This window comes from Vitreimonas sp. (genome assembly GCF_035627415.1).
GTDB lineage: Bacteria > Pseudomonadota > Alphaproteobacteria > Caulobacterales > Aquidulcibacteraceae > Vitreimonas.
On sequence record NZ_DASPLU010000010.1, the window covers coordinates 22,163 to 37,460 of the forward strand.

The 15,298-nt window shown below is 65.1% G+C and carries 13 protein-coding genes; 6 read left to right on the forward strand and 7 right to left on the reverse strand.

What is annotated here, in order from left to right; genetic code table 11:
* Window positions 1–59: 59 nt before the first annotated feature.
* Window positions 60–908, reverse strand: a complete 849-nt coding sequence (locus VEA80_RS07675; protein ID WP_414731499.1) for an acyl-CoA thioesterase — start codon at window positions 906–908, stop codon at window positions 60–62.
* Window positions 909–1,077: 169 nt separating this feature from the next.
* Between VEA80_RS07675 and VEA80_RS07680 the strand changes: the two genes are divergently transcribed.
* A complete protein-coding gene (locus VEA80_RS07680; RefSeq protein ID WP_325060127.1) occupies window positions 1,078–1,701 on the forward strand; it encodes a DUF6766 family protein in 624 nt (207 codons plus the stop codon).
* Here VEA80_RS07680 and VEA80_RS07685 read toward each other — a convergent pair.
* Complete coding sequence (locus VEA80_RS07685; protein WP_325060128.1) at window positions 1,691–2,161, reverse strand: thermonuclease family protein; 471 nt, start codon at window positions 2,159–2,161, stop codon at window positions 1,691–1,693. The two genes, VEA80_RS07680 and VEA80_RS07685, sit on opposite strands and share 11 nt — an antisense overlap.
* Before the next feature lie 139 nt (window positions 2,162–2,300).
* On the opposite strand from VEA80_RS07685, the gene VEA80_RS07690 reads away from it, so the two are divergent.
* Complete coding sequence (locus VEA80_RS07690; protein ID WP_325060129.1) at window positions 2,301–2,594, forward strand: hypothetical protein; 294 nt, start codon at window positions 2,301–2,303, stop codon at window positions 2,592–2,594.
* Here the strand turns inward: VEA80_RS07690 and VEA80_RS07695 are convergent.
* Entirely contained in the window at window positions 2,591–4,834 is a 2,244-nt protein-coding gene (locus tag VEA80_RS07695) for a hypothetical protein (protein WP_325060130.1), read from the reverse strand. The genes VEA80_RS07690 and VEA80_RS07695 overlap by 4 nt on opposite strands.
* Window positions 4,835–5,169: 335 nt before the next feature.
* Here VEA80_RS07695 and VEA80_RS07700 point away from each other — a divergent pair, with 335 nt between their 5' ends.
* The 4 genes from VEA80_RS07700 to VEA80_RS07715 are packed head-to-tail and all read left to right on the forward strand — an operon-like array spanning window position 5,170 to window position 10,453.
* Window positions 5,170–7,110: a PrkA family serine protein kinase gene (locus tag VEA80_RS07700; protein ID WP_325060131.1), complete on the forward strand. Its 1,941-nt coding sequence runs from the start codon at window positions 5,170–5,172 to the stop codon at window positions 7,108–7,110.
* An 8-nt stretch (window positions 7,111–7,118) separates the two neighbouring features.
* The gene (locus VEA80_RS07705; protein ID WP_325060132.1) at window positions 7,119–8,423 is read left to right on the forward strand and encodes a YeaH/YhbH family protein; all 1,305 of its coding nucleotides are present in this window, start codon (window positions 7,119–7,121) and stop codon (window positions 8,421–8,423) included.
* Window positions 8,423–9,961, forward strand: a complete 1,539-nt coding sequence (locus VEA80_RS07710) for a SpoVR family protein (RefSeq protein WP_325060133.1) — start codon at window positions 8,423–8,425, stop codon at window positions 9,959–9,961. Before VEA80_RS07705 ends, VEA80_RS07710 begins: the two co-directional genes overlap by 1 nt.
* Window positions 9,962–9,985: 24 nt before the next feature.
* Complete coding sequence (locus VEA80_RS07715; RefSeq protein ID WP_325060134.1) at window positions 9,986–10,453, forward strand: hypothetical protein; 468 nt, start codon at window positions 9,986–9,988, stop codon at window positions 10,451–10,453.
* On the opposite strand, the gene VEA80_RS07720 is transcribed toward VEA80_RS07715, so the two are convergent.
* The 4 genes from VEA80_RS07720 to VEA80_RS07735 form a co-directional block, all read right to left on the reverse strand.
* A complete protein-coding gene (locus tag VEA80_RS07720; RefSeq protein ID WP_325060135.1) occupies window positions 10,442–11,731 on the reverse strand; it encodes a DEAD/DEAH box helicase in 1,290 nt (429 codons plus the stop codon). The two genes, VEA80_RS07715 and VEA80_RS07720, sit on opposite strands and share 12 nt — an antisense overlap.
* A 59-nt stretch (window positions 11,732–11,790) precedes the next feature.
* Window positions 11,791–13,071: a cystathionine gamma-synthase family protein gene (locus VEA80_RS07725; protein ID WP_325060136.1), complete on the reverse strand. Its 1,281-nt coding sequence runs from the start codon at window positions 13,069–13,071 to the stop codon at window positions 11,791–11,793.
* Between the two features lie 72 nt (window positions 13,072–13,143).
* Entirely contained in the window at window positions 13,144–13,737 is a 594-nt protein-coding gene (locus VEA80_RS07730; RefSeq protein ID WP_325060137.1) for a hypothetical protein, read from the reverse strand.
* A 58-nt stretch (window positions 13,738–13,795) separates the two neighbouring features.
* The gene (locus tag VEA80_RS07735; protein ID WP_325060138.1) at window positions 13,796–15,235 is read right to left on the reverse strand and encodes an aldehyde dehydrogenase family protein; all 1,440 of its coding nucleotides are present in this window, start codon (window positions 15,233–15,235) and stop codon (window positions 13,796–13,798) included.
* Window positions 15,236–15,298 lie beyond the last annotated feature (63 nt).

Here is a 15,298-nt window from a genome sequence, read left to right on the forward strand (position 1 = left end):
ACCTGGGTGTTTATGGTCCCGGGCTCGATGCTTCGCATCGCCTCGGGAATGGGTGGAGCTCACTTCTTGCCGCGCCAGCGGATCAATCCCTCTTGCGCGGCGCTCGCGACCAGCACGCCGTCTTCGCGATAGAGGGCGCCGCGGTTGAAGCCGCGCGCGCCCGAAGCGCTCGGGCTGTCTTGGACGTAGAGGTGCCAGCGCGAGAAATTGGTGGGGCGGTGAAACCAGAGAATGTGGTCGAGGCTCGCAGTCTGCACGCCGGATTGCCAGCTGACGCCGTGCGGGCGCATCGCCGTGCCGAGCAGGGAATAGTCGGAGGCGTAAGCGAGCAGGCACTGGTTGAGGGCAATGTCGTCGCCCATGTCTTGGCGCGTCCGGAGCCACACCATCTGGTGCGGCGGCTTCGCCACCGGCTTGGCGACATCGACGGGATCGATCGCGCGCATCTCGATCGGCAGATTGCGCAGCCAGCGCGTCGATTCCTCAGGCTGGCTCTTGATCCAGGCGTCGACGAACTTGCCCATCTCTTCCGCGGAGAACGCCGGCTCCGGCATCTCGCTCTGGTGCTCGAAGCCCGTTTCCGGGACCTGGAACGAGCAGGCCATGTTGAAGATCTGCTCGCCTTTCTGAATCGCGAGCACGCGGCGGGTGGCGAACGAGTGGCCGTCGCGCGAGCGTTCGACCTGATAGAGCACGGGCAGTGTCGGATCGCCGGGACGGATGAAGTAGCTCTGCAGCGAATGGCAGATGCGGCCTTCGACGGTTTTGTACGCCGCGGTGAGCGCTTGGGCGACGACTTGGCCGCCAAAGATGCGGGTGCGCTCTTCTTTCGGGCTGAGGCCGCGGAAAAGATTCACTTCGATGGGTTCGAGCGCGAGGATGCTCGTTAGTTCGTCCATGGCGGACATGTGCGTGCGTTTCTCTGGTTCCGGGAGGATCGCGCCCTCGATAAGTCGGCGGGGCGAGGCGCACAAGGTTGCCCTGGGCGCCGCTCCTTTGCGCTAACCCCGCCTCGGGCGGGACGGAACCAAAGTAGCTCCTTCTCGCGTTGGCAGCGGTAAGAATGGAGCAGAATGAGTGACTTGGCTGCGCGACAACGGCCTCACACTAGTGCTGCTGGCCCTGTTTGGGCTGAGCATCGGCGGCCAAGCCTATGCCGGCTGGCTCGCGGCGATCGAGGAGATGGGCCGCCATGGCGCAGCCGCGCCGGGGTTCGGCGAGTATGTTTCGGACGGCGAGTTCCTGGCGACGGTATTTGAGAACTGGGAGAGCGAATTTCTGCAAATGTCAGCGTACGTGGTGCTCACGGCGCACTTGTTTCAGCGCGGCTCAGCGGAATCGCTCGATCCGGACGATCCAGATCGCGAACGCGACAAGGTTGGGCCAAGTCTTTGGGACAAGCTCTTCGCGCATTCGCTCGGCATCGCGATGGGGCTATTGTTCGCCGTCTCGTTCGCGCTGCACCTCTTCTACAGCGCCGAGCATGCCGCTGAGGAGGCGAGGCTCCATGGCGAGGCTGCGCCCCGCCTGACGGAGCATCTGGCCGACTCGCAGTTCTGGTTCGAGTCGTTTCAGAACTGGCAGAGCGAGTTTCTTTCGACGGCCGTGCTCGTGGTGCTGTCGATCTATCTGCGCGAGCGCGGCTCGCCGGAATCGAAGCCGGTGCAGGCGCCGAACAGCGAGACGGGCGTCAGCGAATGAGATTGCCGCTCGGGTCGCACCAGGGTTCGCGGCGGCCGCGCCAGGGGCGGGCGAGGCCCTGCGCGATCATCAATTCGCCGAGGTCGCGGCCGTCGATCTCGATGAAGGCGATGATGCGGTCATAGCGATCGGTGCGGCCGGTGCGGCGAATGTCGAGTTGGCGGGCGTTCGCGATGAAGGTGCGCGCTTGCTGTGTGGCCCGGTCGCCGAGATCGCGTTCGGCGCTGCATCGGGCGCGCGGGCCGGTCTCGGGCGTGTCGATGTTCTCCAGCCGATAACGGTCGCCGGTCGCCAGGTCTTCGAAGGTGTCGCCGTCGATGACGCGCCAACTGACGGCTTCGGGGGCCGGGGCGCTCGGCTCGCCGCGGGCTTCGGGCGTCGTTGAGGTGAGCGCGAGCGCAAGGACCAGGCCGGCGACGGCGAGCGCCGTGACGCCGGAACGAAGGAATCGAACCGCCATGCCGGGAAGGGTTCGGGCGGGCGGTTTTACAAAGTGTAAAACCGAGCGCGGCGGCGGGTGCGAGCGCTAACGAAACGTAGGACAAAAGTTGCAGCGGTCTTAATGGCTTGCGAACCAAGGCCGTGCTCCGATCCCGCCCGTGGCTTCAGATTTTCCCGACCTCGCGCCGCACGACTTGGCCGCGGCCGGCCAAGCGCTGTTCGGCGCCGGTTGGCGCGCCGAGACAGCGCGTGCTCTCGGCGTTTCGGAGCGTGAGATCGCGCGGGCGGAGCTGGGCTTGATGACGCCGCCGGCCGAATGGCGCGCGAAGCTGATCGGACTGGCGCAAGACCAGGCGCTGCGGGCGCTGGAGACGGCGAGCAATCTGCTCTGTCCTGAGACCGAGCCGGCGCCGAGCCACCCCGGCAGCTATCCGATGCCGCGCTACGCCTAGGCGGTTTTCGCCGCCGAGATCTGCTCTTCGCCGCCGTTGAAGCGGCGCTCCAGCACGGCCATCGTGTCCGCCACCTGTTCGAGCGCGCGGACGCTGCGCTGCTCGACGCCAAGGACGCGCTCTTCGATCCGCTTGCGCAGCGCCTGGAAATCGGCGGCGACGTCATAGGCCGGTTCGGTCGCGGCGGATTCCAGCGTTTCGAGACGGCGCATGTTGTCGGCCACGAACGCTTCGATGTCCGCGCGCATGGCCTCGAAGGCGTTAGCTTGCCGGGTTTCGATCGCGGCGATGCGCTGTTCGATGCTCGAGACGGCGGCTTCGGTGTCGAGGCCGCGCGGCTCTGCGGCGGCGAGTTCGAGCTTGCGCAGTCGCTCCTCGGTTTGGGTCATCGCGTCGGCATGCTGGGCGCCGAGGTGGCCGAGCATGCGGGCGACGCCGTGCACGCGTTCGCCGGCGTCGGCGGCCTGAGCCGCAGCTGCGCTGATGCGGCTGCGCAGTTCGTCGACCAGCTGCAGTACGCCCGGATCTTCGCGCGCGGCGTCGACCTGGGCCGCGAGGCCGGCGATCTGGCCGCGCATTGCGGCGAGGGCGTGCTCGGTTTCGTTGCTTTCGGCGCGGGCTTCGAGGCGCAGCAGGCGCTCGTCGAAGCCGCGGTCGATGGCGCGGCCGGCGAGTTCGTTTTCGATGCCGTCGAGGCGCGCGTTCAGCGGCGCGGATTCCGGCATCGCCGATTCCAGCAGCTTGAGCCGGGCGAGCGCCCCGCTCTGGAACGCATCGTGCGCCGCGCTCTGGCTTTCGAGGCGCCGGCGCATGTCTTCGATGCGCGATTCCGCCGAAGCGGCGACGCTGACGCGGTCCGCCGCCTGCTTTTCAAGCGCCGCCAGCGTGCAGGCTTCGACCCGCTCGATGTCGGCTTGCAGCGTGCGGTCGGCTTCGGCGGCGATCAGTTCGACTTGGGAGATCCGAGCCGTCAGCGAGGCGAGGCGGCTCGCCCATTCGGTCTGGGTTTCGGTGAGCGCGGCTTGGGTTTGCCGTTCGGTTTGAGCGAGGCTCTGCTCTACGAGGCCCCGGAGATTGGCGATGTCCGTGGCGTTGGCGGCGACGCCGCTGTCGACCTGCTTCAGCCGCGCCAGACCGCCCGCCTGACGCTCGCGCAGATCGGCGATCTCGTTCGAGAGATCGGAATGGACGCTGTCGAGCGCGGTCTGGGTGTCGCGGTTGGCGCGGGCGAATTCGGCCGCGAGCGCCGCGCCGGCTTGGCGGAGGGTTTCGGCCGTCTCCTCCAGCGCCGTCTGCGCCGCGTCCTCGACGTCGGCGATCTGGCTGCGGAGCTGATCGGCGCTGCGGTGGGTGAGCTGCTCGTTCTGGGTGATGCGTTCGGAGAGGGCGTTCAGCCGCTCGGCCGCCTCGGAGAAGGCGGCGTGCATGCGCTGGCGGGTCTCGGCCTGGCCTTCCGCCGCCCGCGCTTCGAGCGACTCGCGCACGCCGCGCAACTCGACGATCAGATGGGCGACGGCGGCGTCGGCCTGCTCGGCGGCGGCATCGGCGGCGGCGCGGACCTCGTCGAGCCCGGCGGTCAGGCGCGCCATCAATTCCTGGGCGAAGGCGCTGAAATCGTCGGCGACGGCGTATTTGAGCGCGTCCTGCGCCGTCTGTAGCTGGGCGATGCCGCCGTGGGCGACGCGCATCGAGTCAGCAACCGCGGAGACGTGCTGCTCGATCGTTTCGCAGCGGGCGCCGAACTCGGCGCGCGCGGCCTCGTGGGCTTCGCCGAGCGCGCCGGTCTGTTCTTCCGCATCTGCGAGGCGCTTGCGCAGCGCATTGAGGCTGGCGCCGACATCGTGCGCGGTCTGTTCGAGCGCATCGGCGGTGTGCGCCGCCAGCGCTTCGGCGTCGTCGACTCTCTGGGCCAGGCCGAACATGGAGCTGTCGAGCGCGTGGACGGCGCCGTCGAGCCCGCCGACGGCCAGGCCAAGGCGCCGCTCGAGCGATTCAAGCCTATGACGCACAAGGAAATTGTCGGTTTGAGGCGGCGCCGGGGATTGTTCAGCCCCATCGACCGCCGTCGGCGCGTTTTCCGTTGCATCCGTCGGCGTGGTCAGCTGCTCCAGCAGCGCGCGCTGCAGCACGACGTCGGTCATATAGTCGGCGAGGCTCATGCCGCGGCGCGCAGCTTCGGCTTCCGCCCGTTCGCGGGTCTCGGGATCGATGCCCCGCAGCACCCATGATTGCTCACTCATTGCAGCCTCGCCACAGCCTTCGTCCTGGATGCCGTCGACGTGCTTAAGGCGGCGTAAAATAGGGGCTTTTGACATTGGCTTAGCCGCGTTTGGGCGTCCGCGACTCAGGCGATCGCGCAGGTCAAGCGCGCATGCCGCTGCTTTACGAATGTTTTTGCCAGTTTCTTTGCGTCGCGATGGAGCAAATCATGGCACATTGCGCGTTGCGCATATGGGCGGATCGGCAGCCACGCCGAAGGCCACCACATGGCCGCCAGATTCGCATGTCTGTTTGTTAAGCGTCCGCCGGCTGGACCACCTATGTAGAGTCTAGGCCGGGGCGCGACGGAGGCACGATGTCTGAAGATATCTTTCGCAGCTATGCCCGCTCGTTCGAGCAGCGCCGCGAAGCGGAAATGTCGCTGCAGGACTTTCTCGCCCTCTGCAAGAGCGACCCGATGGCGTACGCGAGCGCCCACGAGCGGCTGCTGGCGGCGATCGGCGAGCCGAGAATGGTCGACACCTCGAAGGACGCGAGGCTCGGCCGCATCTTCATGAACCGCACGGTTCGGTTCTATCCGGCGTTCGCGGAATTCTACGGCATGGAGGAGACGATCGAGCGGATCGTCGCCTTCTTCCGCCACGCGGCGCAGGGCTTGGAAGAGCGTAAGCAGATTATTTACCTCTTGGGCCCGGTCGGCGGCGGCAAGTCCTCGCTGGCCGAGCGCCTCAAGGCGCTGATGGAGGAGCAGCCGATCTATGTGCTGAAGGCCGGCGACGAAATGAGCCCGGTGTTCGAGCATCCGCTCGGCCTGTTCGATCCGGAAGTTTGGGGCCAGCGGCTCGAGGACGAGTACGGCATCCCGGAGCGGCGGCTGACCGGGCTGATGAGCCCGTGGTGCGTCAAGCGGCTCGACGAATTCGGCGGCGACATCACCCGCTTCCGCGTCGCGAAGCTGATGCCCTCGCGCCTCCGGCAGATCGCGGTGGCGAAGACCGAGCCGGGTGACGACAACAACCAGGATGTGAGCTCGCTGGTCGGCAAGGTCGATATCCGCAAGCTCGAAATGCACGCGCAGAACGATCCGGACGCGTATTCGTACTCGGGCGGTCTGAACCGCGCCAATCAGGGCATTCTCGAATTCGTCGAGATGTTCAAAGCGCCGATCAAGATGCTGCACCCGCTGCTGACGGCGACGCAGGAAGGCAATTATGTCGGCACCGAGAACATCGGCGCCATTCCGTTCGGCGGCATCATCATGGCCCACTCGAACGAAGCCGAATGGCAATCGTTCAAGAACAACAAGAACAACGAGGCCTTTATCGACCGCATCTACGTGATCAAGGTGCCGTATTGCCTGCGCGTGGACGAAGAGAAGAAGATCTACGAGAAGCTGATCCGCACCTCGGAGCTGGCGGAGGCGCCGTGCGCGCCGGCGACTTTGGAGATGCTGGCGCGCTTTTCGGTGCTGTCGCGCCTCAAGGAGCACGAGAACTCCAACCTGTTCGCGAAGATGCGCGTCTATAACGGTGAGAGCCTCAAAGAGGTCGACCCGAAGGCGCGGACGCTGCAGGAATACAAGGACGCCGCGGGCGTCGATGAAGGCATGGACGGCATCTCGACGCGGTTCGCGTTCAAGGTGCTGGCGGCGACGTTCAATCACGACACCACAGAGGTCGCGGCCGATCCGGTGCACTTGATGTACATTCTCGAACAGAACGTGCGCCGCGAACAATATCCGCAGGAGCAGGAAGCGAAGCTGTTGGAGTTCGTGAAGGCCGAACTGGCGCCGCGTTATGCCGAGTTCATCGGCAACGAGATCCAGAAGGCGTATCTGGAATCCTATCACGATTACGGGCAGAATCTGTTCGACCGCTATGTCGATTACGCCGACGCCTGGATCGAAGACATCGACTTCAAGGATCCGGACACCGGCCAGCTCTTGAATCGTGAGCTGCTGAACCAGGAGCTTTCGAAGATCGAAAAGCCGGCGGGCATCGCCAATCCGAAGGATTTCCGCAACGAGGTGGTGAAGTTCACGTTGCGGGCGCGCGCCGGCCATGGCGGCAAGAACCCGTCCTGGACTTCGTACGAGAAAATCCGCGAAGTGATCGAGCGGCGGATGTTCTCGCAGGTGGAGGACCTGCTGCCGGTGATCTCGTTCGGCTCGAAGAAGGACAGCGACTCCGAGAAGAAGCACGAAGAGTTCGTGATGCGCATGACCGAGCGGGGCTACACCGAGCGGCAAGTCCGCCGCCTGGTCGAGTGGTACATGCGCGTGAAGCAAGCGGGGTAGGCGAGCCGATGCACATCATCGACCGCCGGCTCAATCCCGGCGGCAAAAGCTTCGCCAACCGCCAGCGCTTCTTGCGCCGCGCCCGCGCACAGGTGCGCAAGGCGGTGCGCGAAGCTTCGAGTTCGCGCTCGATCAAGGATGCCGGCAAAGGCGGGGAGATTTCGATCCCGACCGGCGGCGTGCATGAGCCGCATCTGCATCGTTCGCGCGAAGGCGGCGTCCGCGACTACGTGCTGCCCGGCAACAAGAAGTACATCGAAGGCGACACCATCCCGCGGCCGGAGCAGGGCGGCGGTCAAGGCTCGCAGGCGAGCGACAGCGGCGAGGGCGAGGACGAGTTTCGCTTCGCGTTGTCGGACGAAGAGTATCTCGATCTTTATCTCGAAGACTTGGAGTTGCCGGATCTGGCCAAGCGCCAGGTCGCGGGCGCCAAGGCGGTGCTGTGGCGCCAAGCGGGGTATTCGGTCTCCGGGCCGCCGTCGCGCATCTCGGTGCCGCGCACGTTGCGTCACTCGATGTCGCGGCGCATCGCGCTGAAGCGGCCGAAGGCGGATGAGATCAACGCGCTGCGCGCCGAGATCGAGAAGCTCGAACGCGAAGGCGGGCATTTCGACGAACTGCAGACGCTGCGCACGCAGCTCGAGCAGTATTTGGCGCGCTCGAAGCGCATTCCGTACATCGACCCTGTCGATGTGCGCTATCGGCGCTTGGAATCGAATCCGAAGCCGATCGCCAGGGCGGTGATGTTCTGCCTGATGGACGTCTCCGGCTCGATGAACGAGCACATGAAGGATCTGGCGAAGCGGTTCTATTCGCTGCTCTATCTGTTCTTGAACCGCCGCTACGAGCACGTCGATGTCGTCTTCATCCGCCACACCCACGAGGCGCAGGAGGTGGATGAGCAGACGTTCTTCTATTCGCGCGAAACCGGCGGCACTGTGGTGTCGACGGCGCTGTTCAAAATGGCCGAGATCGTGCGCGATCGGTATCCGGTCGATCAATGGAATATCTATGCGGCGCAGGCGAGCGACGGCGACAACACGTCGAGCGATAACGCCGTGGTGCTGGCGCAGCTGAAAGACGTGATCCTGCCGATCTGCCAGTATTACGCCTATGTCGAAGTCGGCATGGATGACGAGGACGATCATCCAGGCGCGGGCGAGCCGAGCACCAATCTGTGGCGCGCCTATCGCCGTGTCGCCGTAGATGCGCCGTTCGCGATGCGCAAAGTCCGGCACCGGCGGGACATCTATCCGGTGTTCCGCGAATTGTTTGCGCGGCGGCCGGAAGGCGTCGCCGCTGAGGGTGGGTGATGACGACGCTGGCTGGCTCGCAACTGCTCTACAAGGGTCCGGACTGGGACTTCGATCTCATCCGGCGTGTGCACGACGCGTGCGGCGAGATCGGTATTGGCGAGATGGGCCTCGATCCCTATCCGAACCAGATCGAGGTGATCACGGTGGAGCAGATGCTCGATGCGTATGCGTCGACCGGCATGCCGCTGTTCTATCGCCACTGGAGCTTCGGCAAGGAATTCGCGCGCAACGAGGCGCTCTACCGTAAGGGCTATCAGGGCCTCGCCTACGAGATCGTCATCAACTCGAACCCGTGCCTCGTCTACATCATGGAGGAAAACTCCGCGACGATGCAGACGCTGGTGATCGCGCACGCGGGCTACGGCCACAGCCACTTCTTCAAGAACAATTACGTGTTCAAGCAGTGGACTGACGCCGACGGCATTCTCGATTATCTCGAGTTCGCGCGCAATTTCATCGCCAAGTGCGAGGATCGTTACGGGCAGGAGGAAGTGGAGCGCATGCTGGATGCGGCGCATGCGCTGCAGAGCCATGGCGTGCACCGCTTTCCGAGGAAGCGCATGGCCGACCTGCGCTCGGAGCAGAAGCGCGAGGAGGAGCGCCGGCTGCACGGCGAGCAGCTGTTCAACGATCTCTGGCGCACGGTGCCGGTCGGCAAGCGCAAGCGGAACAAGGACGAGGATGAGCGGCGCAAAGCGCTGCTCGGCCTGCCGGAAGAGAATCTGCTTTATTTCTTGGAGAAGACGGCGCCGCGGCTCGCGCCCTGGCAGCGCGAGATTCTGCGCGTGGTGCGGCTGATCAACCAGTACTTCTACCCGCAGCGGCAAACCAAGGTGATGAACGAGGGCTGCGCCACCTACGTGCATCATCGCATCATGAACCGCCTGCACGAGAAGGGGCAGATCGACGACGGCGCATTCCTGGAGTTCATCCATTCGCACACCAGCGTGGTGATGCAGCCGGGGTTCGACGATCGCCGCTATGGCGGCATCAATCCGTATGCGCTGGGCTTTGCCATGTGCTGCGACATCGAGCGCGTCTGCAACGAGCCCACCGACGAGGACCGCGAATGGATGCCGGACATCGCCGGCTCGGGCGATGCGTACGGCGCGCTGCGCGACATCTGGGCCAACTACCGCGACGAGAGTTTCGTCTCGCAATACATGTCGCCGCGGGTGATCCGCGACTTTGGCCTTTTCCGCATCGTCGATGACGAGGAGCAGGAAGAGATGAATGTCGCCGCGATCCACGATGAGCGCGGCTATCGCAAGATTCGCCGCGCTCTCTCCAAGCACTACGACATCGCCTATCGCGATCCGGACATTCAGATCGTCGACGTCGATCTCGCCGGCGACCGCAAGCTCATCCTGACGCACCGGGTGATGGACGGCATCGTGCTGGAGGAAAAGGACGCCGAGAAAGTGCTGCAGCACGTCGCCGATTTGTGGGGTTACGACGTGAAATTGGTCGAGCAGGACGATAGCGGCAACGTGCGCGCGGAGCACAGCGCCAGCCCGCGGCGGCCGTTTATGTGACCCAACCTCTTGAGAGTAGCGGACATGGAGGAAAAGAGAGGTCTTCTCGATGCGATTGGTAGCCTTCTCGCGAAGGTTGTTGGCGGCGGCTTTCTGCTCCTTTTGGTTGGACTCGTGCGCAACGCCGACGATGTAGGGCGCGGACTTGTTCGCGCGAGCGGTCACGCCATTCCAGTGGAGCAAAGTGCTCGGGCCGGCGGTGACGAAGGGTGGCGCATCGTTTCCACGGAAGCCCCGCACGAGCTTTCGCCGTCGGGTGATGAGCTCGCCATTCGGGTCGTCCGAGAGAGCGTCGAACAATCTGATGCCATCGCCTCAATGGAGCAGAGGAGCGCGCAAGAAGAGAGCATCGCGGAAGATTTAAGTGAGGGTGTCGCCGACCTGGCTAAAGACATAGCCCAAGAGGGGGTTGAAGAGGGGCTGAGCAATCTGCTCGACCCTACAGAAGACGATCGTGCACCGTATGTAGAGCGAGAGACCCTAAGCCCCTAACCGCGCCAGCCCTTCGGCAATCGCTTCATCCACCTGAACGTCGCGCGGTGAGAGCGGCCGTGTCAGCCGCAGCGTTTCCATGCTGCGCGCGCGGGAGAGCGCGACATACGTCTGCCCTGGCGCGAAGGCGCCGCGGCCGAGATCGATCTCCACGCTGTCCAGCGTCATGCCTTGGGCTTTGTGAATCGTGAGCGCCCAGGCGGGGGCGAGGGGGAATTGCACGTATTTGAATTCCTCCTTCACCTCCATGCGGTTTTCTTTGGCGTTCCAGGTCCAACGCGCTTGCGGCCAGGTGGCGCGTTCGACGTCGACTTCATCGCCGGAATCGAGCAGCACGACGATGACCTCGTCATCGAGCGACTTCACCGTGCCGAGCGAGCCGTTCACCCAGCGCCCTTCGGGATCGTTCTGCGTGAAGATCACGCGCGCGCCGCGCTTCAGCACGAGCTCCATCGGCGCCGGGAAGCGATCGCCTTGCGCTTTCGGCGCTTCGCCTTCGAAGCCTCCCGTGTAGCGCGCCGCCGCGCCTTCGAGCGAAGCGAGACCGCGCACGTTATAGCCATCGGCCACGGCGTTCGTCGCGCAGAGCAGCACCGGACGCTTGGGCAGCGCGCGGTCGAGACAAACAGTGTTGAGGATCGTCACCGCTTCTTCGACACCGCGCCGTTCTCGGATCGAAGAGAGAATTTGGATGAAGTCCTGATTGGTCTGCCGGTGCACTTCGGTGAGCTGCACGGCGGCGAGCGGCGCATCACGCAGGCAATGTGCGGAGAAGGCGTAGGGCGTCGAATAGCCGGCGTCTTCCAAGAGCTGGCCTTCATCGCCGCGCACGACTGGCGGCAGCTGATAAAAATCGCCGACCAGCAGCATCTGCACGCCGCCGAACGGGCGCGAGCTCTTGCGGGCGATCTGCAGGTGCTGGTTCATCGCATCGAGCACGTCGGCGCGCAGCATCGAGACTTCGTCGATGATCAGCCGATTGATGGCGCGCGCGGTGCGGGTGAAGAAATAGCTCGGCTTCTCCGCATTGCCGATCAGCGGCCGCGGCGGAAAGCCGAAGAACGAATGCACGGTCTGGCCGCCGATGTTCATCGCCGCGAGACCGGTCGGGGCCAGCAAGGCTTGTGGGTAAGTCGGATCGCGATCGACGAGGCCGCGGATGAAATGGCTCTTGCCGGTGCCGGCGCGGCCGATCAGCAGCACAACCGGCGTGCGGTCGGCGAGCGCCTGGTGCGCTTCGGCGATGGCGGGATCGGGCAGGGCGGCGGGAATCGACATGGACCGAACATATAGAGAGTTCGCGATGATTTCCCCTCCCCCGCTGCGCGGGGCGAGGGTTAGATCGCGTCCAGCGCCTGCGCGAGATCTGCGATCAGGTCGTCCGGGTCTTCGATGCCGATCGAGATGCGGATGAGGTTGGGGCGGATGGCGTAGCGGGCGAGTTCGCCGGCGGGCATGCCCGAATGTGTCATCGCCGCGGGATGCGAGGCGAGCGTTTCGGTGCCGCCGAGGCTGACCGCGAGTTTGATGATCTGCAGCTTGTCGAGCACCCGGAAAGCTTCGGCTTCGCCGCCTTTGACTTCGAACGAGAAGGTCGAGCCTGGGCTCTTGTTCTGGCGCTCGTGGATCGGGCGATCGGCGTGATCTTCCGGCAGGAAGTCAAGATACCAGACGCTTTGCACCTTCGGGTGATCGCGCAGGAATTCCGCCACCTTGCGTGCGCCGGCCGCGCCCGCCTCCATACGGATTTTCAGCGTCTCCAGCGAGCGCATCAGCAGCCAGGCGGTGTGGGTGTCGGCCATGGTGCCGAGCGTGGAGCGCATGCGGCGTACGGGGGCCAGCATGGCTTTCGAGCCCGAGGCGCTGCCGGCGATCAAATCGGAATGGCCGCCGACATATTTGGTCAGCGACATCAGCACGATGTCGGCGCCGTGCTGCAGCGGCGTCGAATAGACGGGCCCGAGCAGGGTGTTGTCGACGATGACGGGTGGGCGCTTGCCGTCATTGGTGAGTGAACGCGAGAGATCGCGCGCGGCGTCGATGTCGACGAGCGCGTTGGTCGGGTTCGCCGGCGTTTCGATGAAGATCGCGCCGATGCGGCCTTTATCCTTCGCGCGCAGCGCGGCGCGGCGCATCTCTTCGGCGCCGAGTTCGGCTTCGAACGCGACGGGCGTCACGCCGAATTCCGGCAGGATCGAATGGATCAAAGTTTCAGTGCCGCCGTAGATGGGGCGGCTCTGCAGGATGACGTCGCCGGGGCGGAGATAGGCGAGCAGCGCGGTCGAGATCGCGGCCATGCCGGAGGCGAAAAGGAGCGATGTCTCGGCCTCGTCCCAGAGCGCGAGGCGGTCCTCGACCACTTCGAGATTTGGGTTGTTGAAGCGCGAATAGATGAGGCCCGGCTCTTCGTCGGGCCCGAGCTTGCGGCGACCCTGGATGGTGGCGAAGAAGTTCTTGCCGTCTTCGGCCGACTTGAACACGAAGGTCGAGGTCTGGAATTGCGGCGGCTTCAGCGAGCCTTCCGACAGCATCGGATCGTAGCCGTAGCCCATCATCAGGGTTTCGGGCTTCAGCGGGCGATTGCCGAGCGTGCGTTTGCGCCACTTCTTTTCAGCCACGCGTCTGCTCCCGTCGCGAACGTCATGGCGACGTTCTGTGCCCGTTGTGCGCGGAATTCAATGCCGCGGCGGTCAGATCGACCAGACGGCGCTCTTGCCCGACGGGTGCGGCGGCGTTTCGCCGAGAATGAGCGTTGCCTCCGGCACGCGCGCGGCGGGCAGCGCAGCGCAGACCAGCGCGCCGTACGGCGCGGCGCCGCAGGAGCTGAGCGGACACGGCGCGCCCCCGGCGTCATGCGTTGCGGCGAACGCGGTCCACGCGATTTGTGCGCGAGGCCGGGTGACGATCGCCGGCGCTGCTTGCTCGGGCATGAAGCCGAAGTCCTCGGCGCCGACCATTTGCGGCACGCGGCCGGTGAGGCGCAGCTGGATGTCGAGTTCGTAGCTCGAGCCCGAGGCTTCGACGACTTTGAGCCGCACGCCGTGGACGGCGCCGTGCTCGGTCGCGAGCAGCGCATCGTCCTTCAGCGAGACGACGCCGAAATCGCGGTCGACGACGAAGCGGCCGCCGGCGTCGTCGAGCAGGTAGAAACCGGGTGTTGCGAATTCCGGCGCGGCGGTCGGCGCCGAAATCGCGACGGCATGTTCGAACGCCGCGCGCACGCCGCTTTGGGCGATGTCGATCGAATCGAAGTTCTGCGCGAAAGGGTCGAGCGGCTGGTTCATACGAGCCACTCTGACTGCTCATGGCTAATACCGCGTGAAGCGCTTGTTTGCGCCTCGTTTACGCTTGCTCGCCCCAGCCGATCGCCGCTTTCACTTCGAGGAATTCTTCGAGGCCGAACGGGCCGCCTTCACGGCCGAGGCCGGATTGCTTGTAGCCGCCGAAGGGCGTGCCCATGCCGCCGAACGCGCCGTTGATGTGCACGTTGCCGGCGCGGAGCTTCTTCGCCACTTGGCGCGCCTTTTGTTCGGGGCCCTGCACGTAGGCGGCGAGGCCGTAGGGCGTGTCGTTGGCGATCTTCACCGCCTCTTCCTCGCTCTCGTACGGAATGACGACCAGCACCGGGCCGAAGATTTCTTCGCGGGCGATGGTCATATTGTTGTTCACGTCGGCGAACACGGTGGGCTTCACGTAATAGCCGCGGTTGAAGCCATCGGGTCGGCCGACGCCGCCGGCGGCAACACGTGCGCCTTCGTCGATGCCCTTCTGGATCAGGCCCTGCACCTTTTGGAATTGGGTGGCGTTCGCCAAAGGTCCGATCGCGCCTTTTTCCGCTTCGCCGGGCGCCTGCACTTTGATCGCGCTCGCGGTGGCGGCGGCGATCTGCACGACCTCTTCGTACTTCGAGCGCGGCGCCAGCATGCGCGAGGGCGCGTTGCAGCTTTGGCCGGTATTGTTGGCCATGTGCATCATGCCGCGCGCGACGGCTTTTTGCAGATCGGCGTCTTCGAGGATGATGTTCGGGCTCTTGCCGCCGAGTTCGAGCGCGACCTTCTTCACGCCATTGGCGGCGCACGCCTGCATCACCGACGTGCCGGCGCGCGTGGAGCCGGTGAAGCTCATCATGTCGACGTCCGGGTGCGCGGAGAGCGCGGCGCCGACGCCGGGGCCGTCGCCGTTGACCAGGTTGAACACGCCCGGCGGCACGCCGGCTTCGTCGAGGATTTCCGCGAACAGGACGGCGTTGAGCGGCGCGAGTTCGGACGGCTTCAGCACCATGGTGCAGCCGGCGGCGAGCGCGGGGCCGACCTTCGCTGCAATCTGATTCATCGGCCAGTTCCACGGCGTGATCATGCCGACCACGCCGATGGGCTCGCGCAGGATGCGGTGCGTGCCGTTGTACTGGTACTCGAACTCGAACGTGTCGAGCTGCTTGCGCGCGTCCATCAGATAGCCGAGGCCCGCCGGCGCTTGCGAGCTTTGCGCCAGCGGCAGCGGCGCGCCCATTTCCATCGAAATGGTCTCGGCCATCTCGCCGAGGCGGCGCTGATAGACGGCGATGACGTTGTCGAGCAGCGCCTTGCGCTCGTCGATGGTCGATTGCGACCAGGTGTCGAACGCCTTCTTGGCAGCGGCGACGGCCTTGTTCACGTCCTCGGCCGAGCCGAGCGAGATGCGGCCGCACGGCTCTTCATTGGCCGGGTTGATCACATCATGCATGCGGGGCTTCGCCGGAGCGACCCATTTGCCGTCGATGTAGAAATTGAGCTTCTCGCGCATGGGGGCCTCCGCGGGGGTGTCAGGTGTCGGGTGTCAGGTATCAGATATAGGAGGCGGCTGCGA

Bases quoted from the DNA above. Each gene is read 5' to 3' on its own strand.
- VEA80_RS07730 (WP_325060137.1), bottom strand. From the start codon at position 13,737: ATGAACCAGCCGCTCGACCCTTTCGCGCAGAACTTCGATTCGATCGAC.
- VEA80_RS07695 (WP_325060130.1), bottom strand. From the start codon at position 4,834: ATGAGTGAGCAATCATGGGTGCTGCGGGGCATCGATCCCGAGACCCGC.
- VEA80_RS07685 (WP_325060128.1), bottom strand. From the start codon at position 2,161: ATGGCGGTTCGATTCCTTCGTTCCGGCGTCACGGCGCTCGCCGTCGCC.
- VEA80_RS07705 (WP_325060132.1), top strand. From the start codon at position 7,119: ATGCACATCATCGACCGCCGGCTCAATCCCGGCGGCAAAAGCTTCGCC.
- VEA80_RS07715 (WP_325060134.1), top strand. From the start codon at position 9,986: ATGGAGGAAAAGAGAGGTCTTCTCGATGCGATTGGTAGCCTTCTCGCG.
- VEA80_RS07735 (WP_325060138.1), bottom strand. From the start codon at position 15,235: ATGCGCGAGAAGCTCAATTTCTACATCGACGGCAAATGGGTCGCTCCG.
- VEA80_RS07675 (WP_414731499.1), bottom strand. From the start codon at position 908: ATGTCCGCCATGGACGAACTAACGAGCATCCTCGCGCTCGAACCCATC.
- VEA80_RS07710 (WP_325060133.1), top strand. From the start codon at position 8,423: ATGACGACGCTGGCTGGCTCGCAACTGCTCTACAAGGGTCCGGACTGG.
- VEA80_RS07700 (WP_325060131.1), top strand. From the start codon at position 5,170: ATGTCTGAAGATATCTTTCGCAGCTATGCCCGCTCGTTCGAGCAGCGC.
- VEA80_RS07720 (WP_325060135.1), bottom strand. From the start codon at position 11,731: ATGTCGATTCCCGCCGCCCTGCCCGATCCCGCCATCGCCGAAGCGCAC.